This window comes from Streptomyces sp. NPDC059989 (genome assembly GCF_042736975.1).
Lineage (GTDB): Bacteria > Actinomycetota > Actinomycetes > Streptomycetales > Streptomycetaceae > Streptomyces.
The window spans coordinates 79,946-98,314 of the sequence record NZ_JBHWUO010000014.1 but is presented as its reverse complement, the minus strand read 5'-3'; the positions used below and the strand labels follow the sequence as shown (position 1 = coordinate 98,314).

Annotated in this window: 17 protein-coding genes and 1 riboswitch; of the genes, 10 read left to right on the top strand and 7 right to left on the bottom strand. The window is 71.1% G+C overall.

Annotated features, from left to right (window positions below):
• Positions 1 to 82: 82 nt before the first annotated feature.
• The gene (locus ACFWBN_RS15185; protein WP_385176403.1) at positions 83 to 1,522 is read right to left on the bottom strand and encodes a gamma-aminobutyraldehyde dehydrogenase; all 1,440 of its coding nucleotides are present in this window, start codon (positions 1,520 to 1,522) and stop codon (positions 83 to 85) included.
• Between the two features lie 170 nt (positions 1,523 to 1,692).
• On the opposite strand from ACFWBN_RS15185, the gene ACFWBN_RS15180 reads away from it, so the two are divergent.
• From ACFWBN_RS15180 to ACFWBN_RS15135, 10 genes are all read left to right on the top strand, one after another.
• Entirely contained in the window at positions 1,693 to 2,196 is a 504-nt protein-coding gene (locus ACFWBN_RS15180; RefSeq protein ID WP_385176400.1) for an Lrp/AsnC family transcriptional regulator, read from the top strand.
• A 3-nt stretch (positions 2,197 to 2,199) separates the two neighbouring features.
• Positions 2,200 to 3,561 carry an aspartate aminotransferase family protein gene (locus ACFWBN_RS15175; RefSeq protein WP_385176396.1) on the top strand — a complete coding sequence of 454 codons (1,362 nt, stop codon included), beginning with the start codon at positions 2,200 to 2,202 and terminating at the stop codon, positions 3,559 to 3,561.
• Between the two features lie 159 nt (positions 3,562 to 3,720).
• Entirely contained in the window at positions 3,721 to 4,530 is an 810-nt protein-coding gene (locus ACFWBN_RS15170) for an ABC transporter ATP-binding protein (RefSeq protein ID WP_385176392.1), read from the top strand.
• Positions 4,512 to 5,585 carry a hypothetical protein gene (locus ACFWBN_RS15165; protein ID WP_385176389.1) on the top strand — a complete coding sequence of 358 codons (1,074 nt, stop codon included), beginning with the start codon at positions 4,512 to 4,514 and terminating at the stop codon, positions 5,583 to 5,585. The genes ACFWBN_RS15170 and ACFWBN_RS15165 overlap by 19 nt, the downstream gene beginning before the upstream one ends.
• Before the next feature lie 26 nt (positions 5,586 to 5,611).
• Entirely contained in the window at positions 5,612 to 6,700 is a 1,089-nt protein-coding gene (locus tag ACFWBN_RS15160; RefSeq protein ID WP_385176386.1) for an LOG family protein, read from the top strand.
• A gap of 80 nt (positions 6,701 to 6,780) precedes the next feature.
• Entirely contained in the window at positions 6,781 to 7,686 is a 906-nt protein-coding gene (locus tag ACFWBN_RS15155; RefSeq protein ID WP_385176382.1) for a hypothetical protein, read from the top strand.
• Between the two features lie 103 nt (positions 7,687 to 7,789).
• Entirely contained in the window at positions 7,790 to 8,395 is a 606-nt protein-coding gene (locus tag ACFWBN_RS15150; protein WP_385176379.1) for a hypothetical protein, read from the top strand.
• Positions 8,396 to 8,554: 159 nt separating this feature from the next.
• Positions 8,555 to 8,791 (top strand): ferredoxin, encoded by a 237-nt coding sequence (locus ACFWBN_RS15145; RefSeq protein ID WP_385176376.1) that lies wholly within the window; start codon positions 8,555 to 8,557, stop codon positions 8,789 to 8,791.
• The gene (locus ACFWBN_RS15140; protein WP_385176372.1) at positions 8,781 to 10,175 is read left to right on the top strand and encodes an NAD(P)/FAD-dependent oxidoreductase; all 1,395 of its coding nucleotides are present in this window, start codon (positions 8,781 to 8,783) and stop codon (positions 10,173 to 10,175) included. Before ACFWBN_RS15145 ends, ACFWBN_RS15140 begins: the two co-directional genes overlap by 11 nt.
• Before the next feature lie 45 nt (positions 10,176 to 10,220).
• The gene (locus ACFWBN_RS15135; RefSeq protein ID WP_385176368.1) at positions 10,221 to 11,468 is read left to right on the top strand and encodes a cytochrome P450; all 1,248 of its coding nucleotides are present in this window, start codon (positions 10,221 to 10,223) and stop codon (positions 11,466 to 11,468) included.
• On the opposite strand, the gene ACFWBN_RS15130 is transcribed toward ACFWBN_RS15135, so the two are convergent.
• The 6 genes from ACFWBN_RS15130 to frr form a co-directional block, all read right to left on the bottom strand.
• Positions 11,465 to 12,487, bottom strand: coding sequence for an ABC transporter ATP-binding protein (locus ACFWBN_RS15130; RefSeq protein WP_385176365.1), 1,023 nt, complete (start codon positions 12,485 to 12,487; stop codon positions 11,465 to 11,467). The genes ACFWBN_RS15135 and ACFWBN_RS15130 overlap by 4 nt on opposite strands.
• Positions 12,487 to 14,103 (bottom strand): ABC transporter permease, encoded by a 1,617-nt coding sequence (locus tag ACFWBN_RS15125; RefSeq protein WP_385176609.1) that lies wholly within the window; start codon positions 14,101 to 14,103, stop codon positions 12,487 to 12,489. Before ACFWBN_RS15125 ends, ACFWBN_RS15130 begins: the two co-directional genes overlap by 1 nt.
• A gap of 95 nt (positions 14,104 to 14,198) precedes the next feature.
• On the bottom strand, positions 14,199 to 15,281 hold the full coding sequence (locus tag ACFWBN_RS15120; protein WP_385176362.1) for a thiamine ABC transporter substrate binding subunit: 1,083 nt from the start codon (positions 15,279 to 15,281) through the stop codon (positions 14,199 to 14,201).
• A gap of 85 nt (positions 15,282 to 15,366) precedes the next feature.
• Positions 15,367 to 15,476: riboswitch (TPP riboswitch) on the bottom strand.
• 58 nt (positions 15,477 to 15,534) lie between these two features.
• Complete coding sequence (rlmN, locus tag ACFWBN_RS15115; protein WP_385176359.1) at positions 15,535 to 16,647, bottom strand: 23S rRNA (adenine(2503)-C(2))-methyltransferase RlmN; 1,113 nt, start codon at positions 16,645 to 16,647, stop codon at positions 15,535 to 15,537.
• Between the two features lie 75 nt (positions 16,648 to 16,722).
• Positions 16,723 to 17,799 (bottom strand): phosphatidate cytidylyltransferase, encoded by a 1,077-nt coding sequence (locus ACFWBN_RS15110; RefSeq protein ID WP_385176356.1) that lies wholly within the window; start codon positions 17,797 to 17,799, stop codon positions 16,723 to 16,725.
• Positions 17,799 to 18,356 (bottom strand): ribosome recycling factor, encoded by a 558-nt coding sequence (frr, locus tag ACFWBN_RS15105; RefSeq protein ID WP_031144133.1) that lies wholly within the window; start codon positions 18,354 to 18,356, stop codon positions 17,799 to 17,801. The genes ACFWBN_RS15110 and frr overlap by 1 nt, the downstream gene beginning before the upstream one ends.
• Positions 18,357 to 18,369: the final 13 nt, after the last annotated feature.

Below are 18,369 nucleotides of genomic sequence, written 5' to 3'. Positions count from 1 at the left end.
TCGGACAACGCGAAGGGGCGGGCAATAGACATGTTGTCTACTGCCCGCCCCGTCAACGCTGTGCTGTGATCGATGCGACCGATCAGCCGTCGAGCGAGGTCATCACGTGCTTGATGCGCGTGTAGTCCTCGAAGCCGTAGGCGGAGAGGTCCTTGCCGTAGCCGGACTTCTTGAAGCCGCCGTGCGGCATCTCGGCGACGAGCGGGATGTGGGTGTTGATCCACACGCAGCCGAAGTCGAGGTTCTTGGACATCCGCATCGCGCGGCCGTGGTCCTTGGTCCACACGGAGGAGGCGAGGGCGAACTCGACGCCGTTCGCGTACTCCAGGGCCTGGGACTCGTCCGAGAAGGACTGGACGGTGATGACGGGGCCGAAGACCTCGTTCTGGATGATCTCGTCGTCCTGCTTGAGGCCGGAGACCACGGTCGGGGCGTAGAAGTAGCCCTTCTCGCCGACCTGGTGGCCGCCCGCCTCGACCTTGGCGTGCGCGGGGAGGCGCTCGATGAAGCCCGCGACCTGCTTGAGCTGGTTCGGGTTGTTCAGCGGGCCGAAGAGCACGTCCTCGTCGTCCGGCTGGCCGGTCTTGGTGTCGGCGGCGGCCTTGGCGAGCGCGGTCACGAACTCGTCGTGGATCGACTCGTGGACGAGTACGCGGCAGGCGGCGGTGCAGTCCTGGCCGGCGTTGAAGTAGCCGGCGACCGCGATGTCCTCGACGGCCTTGGCGATGTCGGCGTCCTCGAAGACCACGGCCGGGGCCTTGCCGCCGAGCTCCAGGTGGACGCGCTTGACGTCCTTCGAGGCGCTCTCGGCGACCTGCATGCCCGCGCGCACCGAGCCGGTGATGGAGGCCATCGCCGGGGTGTTGTGCTCGACCATCGCCTTGCCGGTCTCGCGGTCGCCGCAGACGACGTTGAAGACGCCCTTGGGCAGGATCGAGTCGATGATCTCGGCCATCAGGACGGTGGAGGCCGGGGTGGTGTCCGAGGGCTTGAGGACCACGGTGTTGCCCGCGGCGATCGCCGGGGCGAACTTCCACACGGCCATCATCATCGGGTAGTTCCACGGCGCGACCTGGGCGACGACGCCGACCGGCTCGCGGCGGATGATCGAGGTCATCCCGTCCATGTACTCGCCGGCCGAGCGGCCCTCGAGCAGCCGGGCGGCACCCGCGAAGAAGCGGATCTGGTCCACCATCGGCGGCAGCTCCTCGCTGGCCGTCAGGCCCAGCGGCTTGCCGGTGTTCTCCGACTCGGCGGCGACGAGCTCGTCCGCGCGCGCCTCGAAGGCGTCCGCGATCTTGAGCAGGGCCTTCTGGCGGTCCGAGGGCGTGGTGTCGCGCCAGCCCGGGAACGCGGCCGCGGCGGCGGCCATGGCGGCGTCCACATCGGCCTGGCCCGAGAGCGGGGCAGTGGCGTACGCCTCGCCGGTGGCGGGGTTGACCACCTCGGTGGTCCGCCCGTCAGCGGCGTCCTTGAACTCCCCGCCGATGTAGTTGCGCAGACGACGCAGTTCCGTGGTCACTCCAGCCACACTCCTGATCACATGTCCATCGATTGAGACTGCCCCCCAAGCGTAGCCCCTAGGCGGAGGCTTTCGACAGAGCCAGACACGATGAACTACGAAATCAGTGAGATCCGAGTCGCCAAACAACGGATTTCATCGATTCCGTCTTGCGGAACAGACGACTCCTCGTGCACAGTGTGGTCGTGGTCAGTCGAAGCGCAGATTCCAGGAACAGACAACCGTCCCCTTCGGTCGATGCTGTGTCCCTGGCGATCATCGAGCAACTGCAGGAGGACGGTCGCCGTCCCTACGCAGCGATCGGCAAGGCCGTCGGCCTGTCCGAAGCGGCCGTACGCCAGCGCGTACAGAAGCTGCTCGACCAGGGCGTCATGCAGATCGTCGCCGTCACCGACCCGCTCACCGTGGGCCTGCGACGCCAGGCCATGGTCGGCATCAACGTCGAGGGAGACCTCGACCCCGTCGCCGACGCGCTCACCGCAATGGCGGAGTGCGAATACGTGGTGATGACCGCAGGATCGTTCGACCTGATGGTGGAGATCGTCTGTGAGGACGACGACCACCTGCTCGACACGATCAACAAGAAGATCCGCACGCTCCCCGGCGTGCGATCAACCGAAAGCTTCGTTTACCTGAAGCTGAAGAAGCAGACCTACATGTGGGGAACTCGATAGCCCGTGAGCCAGGACCTCTCCAAAACCGCGTACGACCACCTGTGGATGCACTTCACCCGCATGTCGTCCTACGAGAACGCACCCGTCCCCACCATCGTGCGTGGTGAGGGCACCTACATCTTCGACGACAAGGGCAAGCGCTACCTCGACGGTCTCGCCGGACTGTTCGTGGTCAACGCCGGTCACGGCCGCAAGGAACTGGCCGAGGTCGCCTACAAGCAGGCGCAGGAACTCGCGTTCTTCCCCATCTGGTCGTACGCGCACCCCAAGGCCGTGGAGCTCGCCCAGCGCCTCGCCGACTACGCCCCGGGCGACCTGAACAAGGTCTTCTTCACCACCGGTGGCGGCGAAGCGGTCGAGACCGCCTGGAAGCTCGCCAAGCAGTACTTCAAGCTGCAGGGCAAGCACACCAAGTACAAGGTCATCTCGCGTGCGGTCGCCTACCACGGCACCCCGCAGGGCGCCCTGTCCATCACCGGCCTGCCGGCCCTGAAGGCCCCCTTCGAGCCGCTGGTCCCCGGCGCGCACAAGGTGCCGAACACCAACATCTACCGCGCCCCGATCTACGGCGACGACCCCGAGGCCTTCGGCCGCTGGTGCGCCGACCAGATCGAGCAGGAGATCCTCTTCGAGGGCGCCGACACCGTCGCCGCCGTCTTCCTGGAGCCGGTGCAGAACGCCGGCGGCTGCTTCCCGCCGCCGCCCGGGTACTTCCAGCGGGTCCGCGAGATCTGCGACGAGTACGACGTGCTGCTCGTCTCCGACGAGACGATCTGCGCCTTCGGCCGCCTCGGCACGATGTTCGCCTGTGACAAGTTCGGCTACGTCCCGGACATGATCACCTGCGCCAAGGGCATGACCTCGGGCTACTCCCCGATCGGTGCCTGCATCATCTCGGACAAGCTCGCCGAGCCGTTCTACAAGGGTGACAACACCTTCCTGCACGGCTACACCTTCGGCGGACACCCCGTGTCCTCCGCGGTGGCGCTCGCCAACCTCGACATCTTCGACAAGGAAGGCCTCAACCAGCACGTGCTGGACAACGAGGACGCCTTCCGCTCGACGCTGGAGAAGCTGCACGACCTGCCGATCGTCGGCGACGTCCGCGGCAACGGCTACTTCTACGGCATCGAGCTCGTCAAGGACAAGGTCACCAAGGAGTCCTTCACGGACGAGGAGACGGAGCGCGTGCTCTACGGCTTCCTCTCCAAGGCGCTCTTCGAGAACGGCCTGTACTGCCGGGCCGACGACCGTGGCGACCCGGTCATCCAGCTGGCCCCGCCGCTGATCGCCGACCAGGGCACCTTCGACGAGATCGAAGGCATCCTGCGCTCGGTGCTCACCGAGGCGTGGACCAAGCTCTAAATAGTCCAATCACACGGCCCGGATCCTTCGTTCGAGTGAGAACGCGGGGGTCCGGGCCGCGTGCTGTCACCATCCAAGACGTTCATCTCTTTACATCTCAGTGCGGCGCCAGTGACTTCAGCGGGCTCCGCTTCGTTCCCCCGGACGGAGGTGTACGCCATGGTGGCTTCACCGGACAAGGCCCCGCCAGACAATGACGTCCTGTGGGCACGGTCCCTTCATTACTCCCACTGGGGGTCCCCGCGGACGAAGTCCGGGGGAGGCTCACCCGGCCTGATCGGGGTCTCCGTCGGAGTCCGCCAGGGCGAGATCCTGGCGCTGACCGGCCCGCGCGGCAGCGGCAAGACCACCCTGCTGCGCTGCCTGTCCGGGCGGCTGCGGCCCGACCAGGGCGAGGTCTGGTTCAACAGCGTCCCCGTACACACCATGGGCGCCCTGGCCCGCGAACGCCTGCGGCGCGACCGGTTCGGCTGGATCGGCCCCGAGGCGCAGCTGCTGCCCGAGCTGAAGGTCTGGGAGAACGCCGCCCTGCCGCTGCTGATCGCCGGCGCCTCCCACCGCGGCGCCAAGCACGCCGCCTGCGAATGGCTGGACCGCCTCGACATCGGCGGCCTCGCCCGCAAGCGCCCCACCGCCCTCGACCGCGCCGAGTCCCAGCGCGTGGCCCTGGCCCGGGCCCTGGTCAACCAGCCCGCGGTGATCTTCGCCGACGAGCCCACGGCCCCGCTGCACCGGACCGAGCGCGCCCTGCTGCTGCGCACGCTGACCAGCGCGGCCCGCTCCCACGGGATCACCGTGCTGCTGGCCACCCTCGACGAGGAGACCGCGGCCGCCGCCGACCGCCGGCTGGCCCTGCTCGACGGCCGGACCGCCGCCGCGGCCGCCGCTGCCGCAGCGGAGGCAGGCTCCCCAGGCGCCCCCGCCGCCGACACCCCGGAGGACCAGGCCGCGTGCTCGCTCTCCGCCTAGTCCGCGGCTCCCGGCCGCTGGTCCAGCTGCGCCGGCTGCTCGTCGCCGCCGCCTCGGCCGGTACCGGGTTCCTCCTCCTGTACGTGCTCGCGGGGGCGGTGGCGCGGCCCGCCGGATCGTTCCCTCGCCTGCTGTGGGCCCTGGTCCCGCTCGCCTTCACCGTGCAGTTCGCCGTCGCCGTGGCCCGGACCGACCCGGCGACCCGGCCCCGGGAAGGGATGGACGCGGCCGGGCTGGGACCCGTACGGCTCACCCTGGTCGCGGCGATCTCCACCGCCATCGCGTGCGCCCTGGGCGGCGCCCTGGCCCTGGCCGCCTTCCTCCACCTGCGCGGCGACCTGGCCGGGCTGCCGTTCGACGGCGCCGGGGCCCGGCTGCTCCACGCCGACCGGCCGCTGCCCGTCGCGGCCGCCCTCACCCTGTTGGCCCTGATCCCGCTGACGGCCTCGGCCGCCACCGCCTGGACGCTGCGCCGGCGCACGCCGACGGCCCCGCAGACCGGGCTGCCCTGGGGCATCGCGCTGACCGCCTGCGGGCTCGCGGTCGAGGCCTACGCGGGACGCGGCGGCCCCGGCATGCTCGCCGGCTGGTCGCTCACCGCGATCGGCCTGGCCCTCGCCGGGCCGGGCGTGGCGTACGCCTGCGGGGCGCTGGTCCAGGCGGTGCGCCCCGGAGCGCTCCGGCTGCTGGCCGGCCGGGCCCTGCAGGAGGAGGCGCCCCGGCTCGGCCCGCCCCTGGGGGTGCTGTGCGCGGTCGGCGCGGGCGCCCTGACCGCGCTGACCCTGCGCGACCGGGGCGGGCTGCTCGTCCCGCTGGGCCCGCTGACCGGACCGGCCGCGGCGCTGGTGGCCGCGTGCGCCGCCGCGACCCTTCTCACATCCGCGGTGGAGGCCCGGCAGAGCCGCGCCGCCGGCCGTGAGGCCCTGGTCGGCATGGGCGCTCCCGCCAAGGTCCTCCGTACGGCGGCGAGTTTGCGCGCCACCGCGCTGGCGGCCGTGTGCGTACCCCTCAGCTGGGGTGTGGCACAGCTGACGTCCCTGGCCCTGACCCGCTGACGCAGGCAGCCCTTAGGGTGGGCCGAATGGTTCCAGACATCGAGATCGAGACGCTCGCCGAATTCGACCAGGTCGTGGCCCGCGGCTCGCTCAGCGGCTACCGGATCCAGTCGGTCAACCTGCTGGAGCGGACCTTCGCGCTGCTGTCCGCCGACACCTCGGCGGCCGTGTTCCTGGGCTGCGCGATGGAGCCCGACGCCTCGGTGAAGGTCCGCGCCGACGGCGCGCTGGTCTTCCCGCCGGTTCCCGACCTGCCGTTCAACCCGTACCGCGGGCTCCTCTACACGCCTGAGGAACTGTTCTCCGGGCTGCCCGGCGGCTACGAGGCCACCCCGGACGCCCAGGCCTACGCCTGGTTCCAGGAGACCAAGGCCGACGGCGACATCTTCTCCTCGATGCTCCGCTCCATCCACGACGACGCCATCTCCGACGCCCTCGACGAGCACCTCGCCGGTGCGCGGGTGGTGGGCGTGATGGGCGGCCACGCCATGGCCCGCGGCGGTATGGAGTACCGCGGCGCGGCGGAGCTGGGCCGGGCGCTGACCCGGTCCGGGCTCACGGTGGCGACCGGCGGCGGCCCCGGCGCGATGGAGGCCGCCAACCTCGGCGCCTACCTGGCCCCGGCCGCGGACGAGGCCCTTCCGGAGGCCCTGGAACTGCTGGCCAAGGCCCCGTCCTTCGCGCCGTCGGTGTCCGACTGGGCGCGGGCGGCCTTCGCCGTACGGGAGCGCTGGCCGGACGGCGGCGATTCGGTGGGCATCCCGACCTGGTTCTACGGGCACGAGCCGCCGAACGCCTTCGCGGGGCACATCGGCAAGTACTTCGCGAACGCCACCCGGGAGGACGGGCTGCTGGCCCGGTCCACCGCGGGCGTGGTCTTCCTGCCGGGCGCGGCCGGCACGGTCCAGGAGATCTTCGACAGCGCGACGCCCAACTACTACCAGTCGCGGGGCGAGCCGGCGCCGATGGTCCTGGTCGGCCGCGCCCACTGGACCGAGCACCTCCCGGCGTGGCCGCTGCTCCAGGCGCTGGCGCGCGGCCGTGCGATGGAGTCCCGGATCGCCCTGGTGGACTCCGTCGACGAGGTCCCGGACGTCCTCTCCGCAATGGCCTGACCTCCGGAGGCAACTTTCCGGCCCGTAATCACGTCTGGCAGAGGTACCGCAAAACCTGCCAGACGTGAACGGAGCCCTTGGTGCTCATAGGCCTGCTGACCGCTGTCGCGGCGTCCATCTGCTACGGCACGGGATCCGTGCTGCAAGCCGTCGGATCGCGCCGCGCCGCCCGGATGTCCCCGCCCTCGGCCGGGGTGACGGCGCACGGCGGACCGAATCTGTCGTCCACCGCCAAAGCCGCGATGACCTGGGAGTTCATCGTCGGCACGATCCTGGACTTCGTGGGCTTCGGCCTCGGCGCGTTGGCGGCCCGGCTCCTCCCCCTCTTCCTGTCCCAGACGGTGATCAGCGCCAACCTGGTGATCACGGCCGTGCTGAGCGTCAAGATGCTGGGCATCCGGCTGAGCCGGAAGGAATGGACCTCGATCGGGGTCGTCTGCACCGCGCTGGTGCTGCTGGCGACGGCGGCGGGCCACGAGGGCGGCCACCACGCGCCGATGTCCACGCACTGGTGGCTGCTGGGCATCACGCTGCTGCTGATGGTGGGCGGCACGGTGGCCGTGCGCCTGCTCGGCGGCGGGGCGGCGATCCTGGCGGGTCTGCTGTCGGGCCTGGGCTTCGGCGCGCTGGGCGTCGGCGTGCGGATCCTGGACGGCATCGACCCGTTCGACCTCGGCACGCTGCTCTCCGACCCGGCGCTCTACGCCATCCTGGCGGCGGGCATCGGCGGCATGTACCTGCACACGGTGGCCCTCCAGATCGGCTCGGTGAACGGGGCGACGGCGGCCCTGGTCGTCGGCGAGACGGTCCTTCCGGGCGCGATCGGCGTCCTGTGGCTCGGCGACGCCTCCCGCCCTGGCCTGGCCTGGCTGGCGGTCCTCGGCTTCGTCCTGGCCGTGACCGGCGCGGTGGCGGTCGCCTGGTACGGCAAGCACGAGGGCTCCGAGGAGGAAGTCGAGGCCCCGGTCCCCGAGGCGGTGGCGTAGCAGGCCGGTTCACCCGGTCGGCCGGTTCACCCGGTCGGCCGTTCCCCGGTGGTGACGCGGTGGCCGCTGCCGCTTGCTGGACGGGGGAGAAAGCGAGGGGTTCATGGAACCCACCAGCGAGCGGCTCCGGACACCCCGGGCCGCGGGAATGGCCGGAATCGCCTTCGCGCTCCTGCTCGCGGCGGCCATCGTGCTGATGCGGATCGCCATCCCCTCGGGGAACGCCGCCGACGCGCCCATCGATCCGGACCGCCGCTGGGCGGTACGGGTCGCCCTGGAGATCGTGCCCTTCGCCGGGATCTTCTTCCTCTGGTTCATGGGCGCCCTGCGCGCCCATACCGGTGAGGCCGAGGACAAGTTCGTCGCCACCGTGTTCCTCGGCAGCGGGTTCGTCTTCGTCGCCACCCTGTTCGTCGCCGCCGCGGCCGCGGGCACCGTGCTGGAGGAGAACACGCCCTCCGACTTCGGCCGCCATTACGCGTACACGGTCCTCGCGACCTACTCCATGCGGATGGCGGCCGTGTTCGTCTTCTCCACCTCGACGATCGGGCGGCTGCTCGGGGTCTTCCCGAGGCCGCTGGCCGTGCTGGGCACCGTCGTCGCCCTGATCCTGATCGTGGTGGGATCCGGTGTGCCCTGGAGCGAGCTCCTGTTCCCCGCCTGGGCCCTCGTCGTCAGCGTCCACGTCCTGCGCACCCGGCTGCGCTAGCCCGCGCCCGGGACGCCGATACGTGACCTGACCTGCGAGTTCACTTCCCGGGAGGCTGTCCCCGGCGCCCGCGTGCATGCTGGATGAGGGAGGGGAAGGACGGGGGTCGGGGGCTCCGGGATGACGGGGATGATCGGGCCACGGAAGGGCTGATCTTTCATGAGGCTTGTCGTCGACCTCAATCGCTGCCAGGGATACGCGCAGTGCGCGTTCCTCGCTCCGGACGTGTTCGCCATGCACGGAGACGAGTCGCTGCTCTACAACCCGGAGGCGGACGAGGAGCAGCGCGAGAACGTCGCGCGCGCCGTCGCCGCCTGCCCGGTCCAGGCGATCCTCGTCGAATACGACGGGGCGGACGGTCCCGTCCTCACCCCGGAGGTGCGCGGTGAGCGGTGACGGAAGCCTGAAGCACCTCAAGCGCGAGGGCCGCATCGTCGTCGTCGGCGCCTCCCTGGCCGGCTTGCGCGCGGCCGAAACCATGCGCGAGGAGGGCTTCGCCGGGTCGCTGACGATGATCGGCGACGAGCCGTACGAGCCGTACGACCGGCCCCCGCTGTCCAAGCAGGTCCTGCTGGGCAAGGCCACCGCGGACCGGACCGCGCTCCCCCGCCGCCGGGACATCGACGCGAAGTGGCGCCTCGGCGTCCCCGCCTCCGGCCTGGACATGGCGGCCCGGCGGGTGCGCCTCGCCGACGGCGACGAGGTGGAGTACGACCGGCTGCTGATCGCCACCGGCGTACGGGCCCGGCCGTGGCCGAACGAGGACGAGGGGGCACTCGACGGCGTCTTCGTCCTGCGCACCCGTGACGACGGCGCCGGGCTGGAACGCGCCCTCGCGGCGGGTCCGCGCCGGGTGCTCGTCATCGGAGCCGGCTTCACCGGGTCCGAGATCGCCTCCGCCTGCCGGGAGCGCGGCCTGTCCGTCACCGTCGCCGAGCGGGGCAACGCGCCGCTGGTCGGCGCGCTGGGCGGGGTCATCGGCGAGGTCGCGGCCGACATGCACCGGGAGAACGGGGTGGACCTGCGCACCGGGGTCATGGTGACCGGGCTGGAGGGCGACCCCTCGGGGCGGGTCCGCGCCGCCCACCTCTCCGACGGCGCCACGGTCGAGGCCGATGTGGTGGTCGTCTCGCTCGGCGCGCAGCGCAACACGGAATGGCTGGCCGGGTCCGGGCTGGGCGCGGGTCCCCGGGGCATCGCCTGCGACGCGGGGTGCCGGGCCTTCGACATCCGGGGCATCGTCACCGACGACATCTATGTGGCGGGTGACGTGGCACGCTCCCCGCACGCGCTCTTCGGGTACCAGTTCCTGTCCCTGGAGCACTGGGGCAACGCCGTCGCCCAGGCCGAGACCGCGGCGCACAACATGCTGAGCGAGAGCACGGACCGCCGCCCGCACCTGTGGGTGCCGGCCTTCTGGTCCTCCCAGTTCGGCGTGAACATCAAGTCCGTCGGGGTGCCGCCGATGGGCACCGAGATCATGATCACCCAGGGTTCGCCGGCCGAGCGCCGGTTCGCCGGGGTGTACGGCTACCAGGGCCGGGTGATCGCCGCGGTGACCTTCGACAACTGCCGCTGGCTGCCCTTCTACCAGTACCAGATCGAGACCGGGGCGCCTTTCCCGGTGCCGTTCGCCACCGTGGACCGCAGGCCCGAGGGGCACAAGCCGATGCCGGCGGACTTCCCGGACCCGTCGGTGCCCACGCACGGCCCGACCATCACCCTCAGCGGCTACTCGCCGGCCGACCGGAAGATGACGTTCATCCCCGCGCACCACTGACCCCGACCCCAGCGCGCCCTCCCCCGAGGACCACGAGGACCTGTCATGACACAAGCCATCCTGCGGGAGATCATCGACTACGCGAACCGCGCCGATCCGTATCCGCTGTACGAGGAGCTCCGCAAGACGCCGGTAACCCACGACGGGGACGGGCCGTACGTCATCAGCACGTACTACGAGATCCACAGCCTCCTCCACGACCCCCGGATCAGCTCCGACGCCCGCAACCTGAAGGCCACCGGGGACGATCCGCTGGGCCAGGCCGAGGACGAGGGGTCGACCCTGCCGCCGTCCTTCCTCAAGCTCGACCCGCCGGACCACGACCGGCTGCGGCGGATGACGAACCGGCCGTTCGGGCCGCCGCACTCCCCCCACCGGGTGCACGACATGCGCGAGGAGCTCGGCGGCCTCGTCTCCGGGCTCGTCGACGGCATCGTCACCACCGGCAACCTGGACCGGATCGACCTGGTGGACCAGTTCGCGTACCCCTTCCCGGTCATGGTCATCTGCCGGCTGCTCGGGGTGCCCCGCGAGGACGAGCCGCGCTTCCACGTCTGGGCGGAGACCCTCGCGGCCAGCCTGGACCCCGACCCGGACGCGGACCCGACCCAGCACGGCAAGGGGGCCATGGACGCCCGCATGGAACTGGGCATGTACCTGGCCGGACTGATCGAGGAGCGCCGCAAGAACCCCGGCGAGGACATGCTGTCCCAGCTGGCGACCGCGGACGGTCCGGACGGCGCGATGACCACCATGGAGGTGCTCAGCACCTCGGCGCTCCTGCTGATCGCGGGCCACGAGACCACGGTCAACCTGATCACCAACGGCATGCTGACCCTGCTGCGCAACCCGGACGTCCTGCAGCGGCTGCGCGCCGAACCGCAGCTGTCGGTGCCGATCGTCGAGGAGCTGCTGCGGTACGAGCCGCCCGTGCAGCTGCTGCCCCAGCGCAGCACCCTGTCCGACGTCGAGATCGGCGGTGTCACCATCCCCAAGGGCGCCTCGCTGTGGCTGATGCTGGCCTCCGGGAACCGGGACCCGATCCGCTTCGAGAACCCCGACCGCTTCGACCCGGACCGCAAGGACATCCAGCACCTCGGCCTCGGCAGCGGCATCCACAGCTGCTTCGGAGCCCCGCTGGCCCGGCAGGAGGCCCAGCTGGCGCTGAGCGAGCTCGCCCGCCGGCTGGAGAACCCCCGGCTGCTGGAGGACCCGCCGCCCTACCGCCAGAACGCGGTCCTGCGCGGCCCGCGCCACCTCCCGATCGCCTGCGACGGCATCCTCCCCGCCTAGGCCGCGGGCAGGACGACCACTTCGCCCGGGGTGAAGGTCACCGCGACGCGGTCGCCCACGGCCGGCGCCCCGGCCAGATCGCACTCCGCCTCCAGCACCGGCCCCGCCTCCGGCCGCAGCCGCAGTGCGACGTGCGTGCCGCGGAAGGTGCGCGACACCACCTCGCACCGCAGGCCTGCAGCGCAGAGCACCACCCCCGCCGGGCGGATCAGCAGCCGCTGCTCCCCCTCGGGGGATCCGGCCGGGACCGGGACCTTGCCCCACGGGGTCCCGGCCGCCTCGCCCGAGACCACGGCCGGGACCACGTTCTCGAAGCCGAGGAACCGCGCCACGAACTCGGAGGCCGGCCGCTGCCAGACCTCCAGCGGGGTCCCCGCCTGGGCGATCCGCCCGTCCCGCATCACCACCACCCGGTCGGCCAGCGCGAAGGCTTCCCCCTGGTCGTGCGTGACGGCGAGCACCGTCGTGCCCAGCCGGGAGAACAGCCCCTGGAGTTCCACCACCAGCCGCTCCCGCAGCCCGCGGTCCAGCTGTCCCAGCGGTTCGTCCAGCATCAGCAGCCGCGGCGACGGGGCCAGCGCCCGGGCCAGCGCCACCCGCTGCTGTTCGCCGCCGGACAGCGAGGCCACCGCCCGGCCCTGGGCTCCGGGGAGCCCGACCAGCTCCAGCAGCTCCGCGACCTGGGCCTCGTACGACGCGCGCGGAAGGCCCCGCATCCGCAGCCCGAAGGCGACGTTCCGGCCCACGTCCCGGTGCGGGAAGAGCTGATGGTCCTGGAACATCAGGCCCACGCCCCGCCGGTGCACGGGCACACCGGCTTGGTCCGCCCCGCCCAGCACCACCCGTCCCCCGGACACCGGCTGGAGCCCGGCGACGACCCTCAGCAGCGTGGACTTGCCGCTCCCGCTCGGCCCCAGCACGCACACGATCTCGTGCTCGGCGACCTCCAAGTCCACCGAGTCCACGACCGCGCGCTCTCCGAAGCGGACCGACACCCCGTCCAGCCGAAGCAGTGTCATCAGAACTCTCCCGAGGTCTTGTCGGGACGCAGTCGCTCCAGCACCAGCAGGGACACCGCGCACACCAGCATCAGAATCGTGCTCAGGGCCATCGCCTGCCCGTAGTTCATCTCTCCGGCCCGTCCCAGCAGCCGCGCCACGGCCACCGGCAGCGTCGGCTGGTCCGGGCGCGCGATGAAGACGGTGGCACCGAACTCCCCCAGCGAGACCGCAAAGGCGAACCCGGCCGCGATCAGCAGCGCCCGCCGCACCAGCGGCAGGTCCACCTCCCGCCAGGCCCGCAGCGGGGAGGCGCCGAGCACGGCGGCGGCCTCCCGCAGCCGCCCGTCCACCGCGCGCAGCACCGGCAGCATGGTCCGTACGACGAACGGCACGCCCACCAGCGCCTGCGCGAGCGGCACCAGGATCCACGAGGTCCGCAGGTCCAGCGGCGGCTTGTCCAGCGTGATCAGGAAGCCGAAGCCCACCGTCACGGCGGAGACGCCCAGCGGGAGCATCAGCAGCGCGTCGAAGCCCCGTACGAAACGGCCCCCGCGCCGGGTCAGTGCCGCGGCCGCGAGCCCGCCGATGACCAGGGCGATCGCGGTGGCGGCGAGCGCGTACTGCAGGGAGTTCCCGATCGCCTCCAGCGGCGGTACGAGGAAGGTTCCGCCACCGGCGCCCGCGTCCTGCAGGGCCCGGTAGAAGCCGAGGCCGTATCCGCCGGGGGCGTCGAAGGAGCGTTCCACCAGCACGCCCAGTGGCAGCACGATCAGCAGCGCCACCGTCAGCAGCACCCCGCCCAGCAGGGCCCGCTGCGCCCAGCCGCGCGGCCGGTGCGTGGTGCGGCCCGGATCCACCAGCCGCAGCGCGGTCTCCCGCTTGCGCACGGTCCAGGCGTGCACTGCGAGGATCGCGCCGATCGCGGCGAACTGGACCATCGTCAGTACGGCGGCCGTCGGCAGGTCCAGGAGCTGCGCGGTCTGCCGGTAGACCTCCACCTCCAGGGTGGAGTACGAGGGGCCGCCCAGGATCAGTACGACGCCGAAGGAGCTGAAGGTGAACAGGAACACCATCAGCGAGGCGGCGGCCACCGACGGGGCCAGCGCGGGCAGCGTCACCCGCCGCCAGGCCGTGAACCGCCCGGCGCCCAGCACCCGGGCGGCCTCCTCCTGGCGCGGATCCAGCTGGGCCCACAGCCCGCCGACCGTGCGGACGACGACGGCGTAGTTGAAGAAGACGTGCGCGAGCAGGATCGCCCAGACCGTGGTGTCGAGCCGGATCCCCATCGCTTCGTCCATCAGCCCGCCGCGTCCCAGCAGCGCGAGGAAGGCGGTGCCGACGACCACGGTCGGCAGCACGAAGGGCACGGTCACCACGGCCCGCAGCAGCTGCTTGCCGGGGAACTCGAAGCGCGCGAAGACGTATGCGCCGGGGAGTGCGATCAGCAGCGTGAGCGCGGTGGAGGCGAGCGCCTGCCAGGTGGTGAACCACAGCACACCGGCGATGTCGGGCCGGGTCAGCACCTCGCCGATCCGGCCGAACTGCCACCCGTCGCCGGTCTTGAGGCCGCGCCCGACGATCGCGGCGACGGGGTAGGCGAAGAACAGCCCGAAGAAGGCGAGGGGCACGGCCATCAGGGCGAGCCGCACGGCGGTCGCCCGCGGCCCCTCGCGGGGGCCGGGGTCCGGCGCGGCGCCCCCCGGCGCCGCGCCCGACTCCTTGGTGCCGCCTACTTCACGACGAGCGAGGTCCATGCCTTGACCCACTGCTCACGGTTCTTGGCGATGGTCTCGGGAGCCACGTTCTCGGGCTTCTCGACCACCACACCGTGCTTGGTGAACAGCTCCGGCAGGGAAGCGTCCTTCGTCACGGGGTTCACGAACATCTGGAGCGGCATGTCCTCCTGGAACTTCTTGCTGATCAGGAAGTCCAGCAGGGCCTTGCCGCCCGCCTCGTTCTTCGCTCCCTTGAGCAGGCCCGCGAACTCGACCTGGCGGAAGCAGGTGCCGGTGGAGACACCGGTCGGGGCCTCGGCCGGCTGCGGCTCGCCGTACAGCACCTCGACCGGCGGGCTGGAGGCGTAGGAGACGACCAGCGGGCGGTCGCCCTTGGCCTTCTTGCCGCCCGCGGAGCCGGAGAACCGCTCGTTGTAGGCCTGCTCCCAGCCGTCGACGACCTCGACGCCGTTGGCCTTGAGCTTGCTCCAGTAGTCCTTCCAGCCCTCCTCGCCGTACTTGCCGACGGAGGCGAGCATGAAGCCGAGGCCGGGCGAGGAGGTCGCGGCGTTCTCGGTGACCAGCAGGTTCTTGTACTCGGGCTTGATCAGGTCGTCCAGCGTCTGCGGCGGGGCGATCTTCTTGTCGGCGAAGTAGGCCTTGTCGTAGTTGACGCAGATGTCGCCGGAGTCGATCGGGGTGACCCGGTGTTCCTTGTCGAGCACGTACTCGGGCTTGACCGCGTCCAGGCCCTTGGCCTCGTACGCGGTGAAGATGCCGTTGTCGAGGGCGCGCGAGAGGAGGGTGTTGTCCACGCCGAAGAAGACGTCGCCGCGCGGGGAGCCCTTGGTGAGGATCTCCTGGTTCAGCGCGGCGCCCGCGTCCCCGGACTTCAGGACCTTCACGGTGTAGCCGCTCTGCTGCTCGAACTCCTTCAGGACCGCCTCGGTCACGTTGAAGGAGTCGTGGGAGACGAGGGTGACGGTCTTGTCGGTCGCGCCCGCGGACTTGTCGTTCGCGTCGCCGCACGCGCTCAGCGTGGTGACGCCCAGCGCGGCCGCGAGCGCGGCGCCCGCGATCTTCTTGGTGGTGCTCACTGGTGAATTCCTCCTGGGATGTCCAGGAGAAGACGCGGCCCTGCCCGGCGCTCTGTGGGAGCGGACGCCGGGCAGGGCGCAACAGCTTGAGTGGTGACCGAACTTCCTACCCCGAATGACCGGGGCGAGGTTCAGAGGGTCTGCGGATGACGGTTGCCGCACTCTCAGCGCTGTGGCGCTCCCCTGTCGGAATATGAAATTGGTTCGGCCACAGGGTACCCCGTGGCCGAATGCGAGCCTTCGTGACCGAAATCTAGCGCTCGGAGGCGGCGAGCTGGCCGCACGCGCCGTCGATCTCCTGGCCGCGGGTGTCCCGTACGGTCACGGGAACGCCGTGCCGGGCGATGGCCTCCACGAAGGCCTTCTCGTCCTCGGGCCGCGAGGCGGTCCACTTGGAGCCCGGCGTCGGGTTCAGCGGGATCAGGTTGACGTGGACGCGCTTGCCCTTGAGCAGCTTGCCCAGGAGGTCGCCGCGCCAGGCCTGGTCGTTGATGTCGCGGATCAGGGCGTACTCGATGGAGATCCGGCGGCCGGACTTCTCGGCGTACTCCCAGGCCGCGCCGAGCACCTCGCGGACGTTCCAGCGGGTGTTCACGGGGACCAGGGTGTCGCGCAGCTCGTCGTCGGGCGCGTGCAGCGAGACGGCGAGGCGGCACTTGAAGCCCTCGTCGGCGAAGCGCAGCATGGCCGGGACCAGGCCGACGGTGGAGATGGTGATGCCGCGCTGCGACAGGCCCAGGCCGTCGGGCTCCGGGTCGGTGAGGCGGCGGATGGCGCCGACCACGCGGTTGTAGTTGGCCAGCGGCTCGCCCATGCCCATGAAGACGATGTTCGACAGCCGGGCGGGGCCGCCGGGGACCTCGCCGTCGCGCAGGGCGCGCATGCCGTCGACGATCTGGTGCACGATCTCGGCGGTGGAGAGGTTGCGGTCCAGGCCGGCCTGGCCGGTGGCGCAGAACGGACAGTTCATGCCGCAGCCGGCCTGCGAGGAGATGCACATGGTGACCCGGTCGGGGTAGCGCATCAGCACGGACTCGACGAGCGTGCCGTCGTGCAGCTTCCACAGGGTCTTGCGGGTGGTGTCGTCGTCGCACGAGATGTGCCGGATGACGTTCATCAGGTCCGGCAGCAGCTCCTGCTGGAGCTTCTCGCGGGAGCCCGCCGGGATGTCCGTCCACTCGGCCGGGTCGTGCGCGTACCGCGCGAAGTAGTGCTGCGAGAGCTGCTTGGCCCGGAACGGCTTCTCGCCGATCGCGGCGACCGCCTCGCGGCGCTCGGCCGGGGTCATGTCGGCGAGGTGCCGGGGCGGCTTCTTGGCCCCGCGAGGGGCGACGAAGGTGAGCTCTCCCGGAACAGGGCGGGCCATGGCTGGTACTCCTCGTAAGACGAAAGGCGCGCCGCAGAAGCAGCGCGCCCTTCAAGAGTAACCGCCCGGACGGTATCAGCCCGTGCCGACGAAGGCCGCCAGCAGCAGCCAGACCACCGGGGCGGTCGGCAGCAGCGAGTCGAGCCGGTCCATGATGCCGCCGTGGCCGGGGAGCAGGGTGCCCATGTCCTTGATCCCCAGGTCACGCTTGATCATCGACTCGCCGAGGTCGCCCAGGGTCGCGCTGACCGCGACCGCCAGCCCCAGCAGCAGGCCCTGCCACCAGGAACCGTGGTCGATCAGGAACTCCATGCACAGCGCGCCGGCCGCCATGGCGAAGGCCACCGCTCCGAACAGCCCCTCGCGGGTCTTCCCGGGGCTGATGCGCGGTGCGAGCTTGGTCTTGCCGAAGCGCCAGCCGACCGCGTAGGCCCCGGTGTCGCTGACCACGGTCAGCACCAGGAAGGTGACCACGCGCTGCGGCCCGTCGTGGGCGGTGAGCAGCATCGCGACGAAGGTGGCCAGGAAGGGCACGTAGAACGCCGCGAAGACACCCGCGGTGACGTCCTTGAGGTAGTCCTCGGGCGGTTCGGTCATCCGCCAGACCAGGACCGCCAGGGCGGTCAGGGCCATGGCGACCCAGGCGCCCTCGGCCCCCCGGACGTATCCGGCGATGACCATGGCCGCGCCGCCGACCGCGAGCGGAACGAGCGGGGCCTTGATGCCCTTCTTCTCCTGCAGCCGGGAGGTGAGCTCCCACAGGCCCACGACGACCGCGACGACGATGACGCCGACGAAGACCGCCTTGACGATGAACAGCGAAGCGAAGATCACCGCGCCGAGGCCGACGCCGACCCCTATGGCGGCACGCAGGTCCCGCCCGGCACGCTTCTTCTGCGGCGGGGGCGAAGCGTCCTGCGGTACCTGCGAAGGCGGGGGCGGGGGGCTGGGCATGGGCTCCTGCGGCGGCGTTTCGGCGCGGAAGAGGGAGCCGCCGTGCGCGGCGGCCCCCCGATCGCGTGCTTCCCGGTCGTCGAAGTCACGGCCGGCGGCATCGGGCACGATGGGCATGGGCCGAGTGTGCGGGCCCACCTGCGCATCGTATGCGGGACCCGCCGGAACCGGCTCCGGCTGCCAGGAAGAGTCGTTCATCAGACTTCGAGGAGCTCGGCTTCCTTGTGCTTGAGCAGCTCGTCCACCTGCGCGACGTACTTCGCGGTGGTGTCGTCGAGCTCCTTCTCCGCGCGGCGCACCTCGTCCTCGCCGGCTTCCTTGTCCTTGACGAGCTTGTCGAGGGCGTCCTTGGCCTTGCGGCGGACGGCGCGGATGGAGACCTTGGAGTCCTCGGCCTTGGTGCGCGCGACCTTGATGTACTCCTTGCGGCGGTCCTGCGTCAGCTCGGGGAAGGTCACCCGGATGATGCTGCCGTCGTTGCTGGGGTTGACGCCCAGGTCGGAGTCGCGGATGGCCTGCTCGATGTTGCGCAGGGCGCTCTTGTCGAACGGGGTCACGATCGCCATGCGCGGCTCGGGAACCGAGAAGGAGGCGAGCTGGTTGATGGGCGTGATGGCGCCGTAGTAGTCCGCCACGATCTTGTTGAACATCGCCGGGTGCGCACGACCGGTGCGAATCGCGGCGAAGTCTTCCTTGGCGACGACGACGGCCTTTTCCATCTTCTCCTCGGCCTCGAGGAGGATCTCTTCGGTCACCACGTGCTCCTGC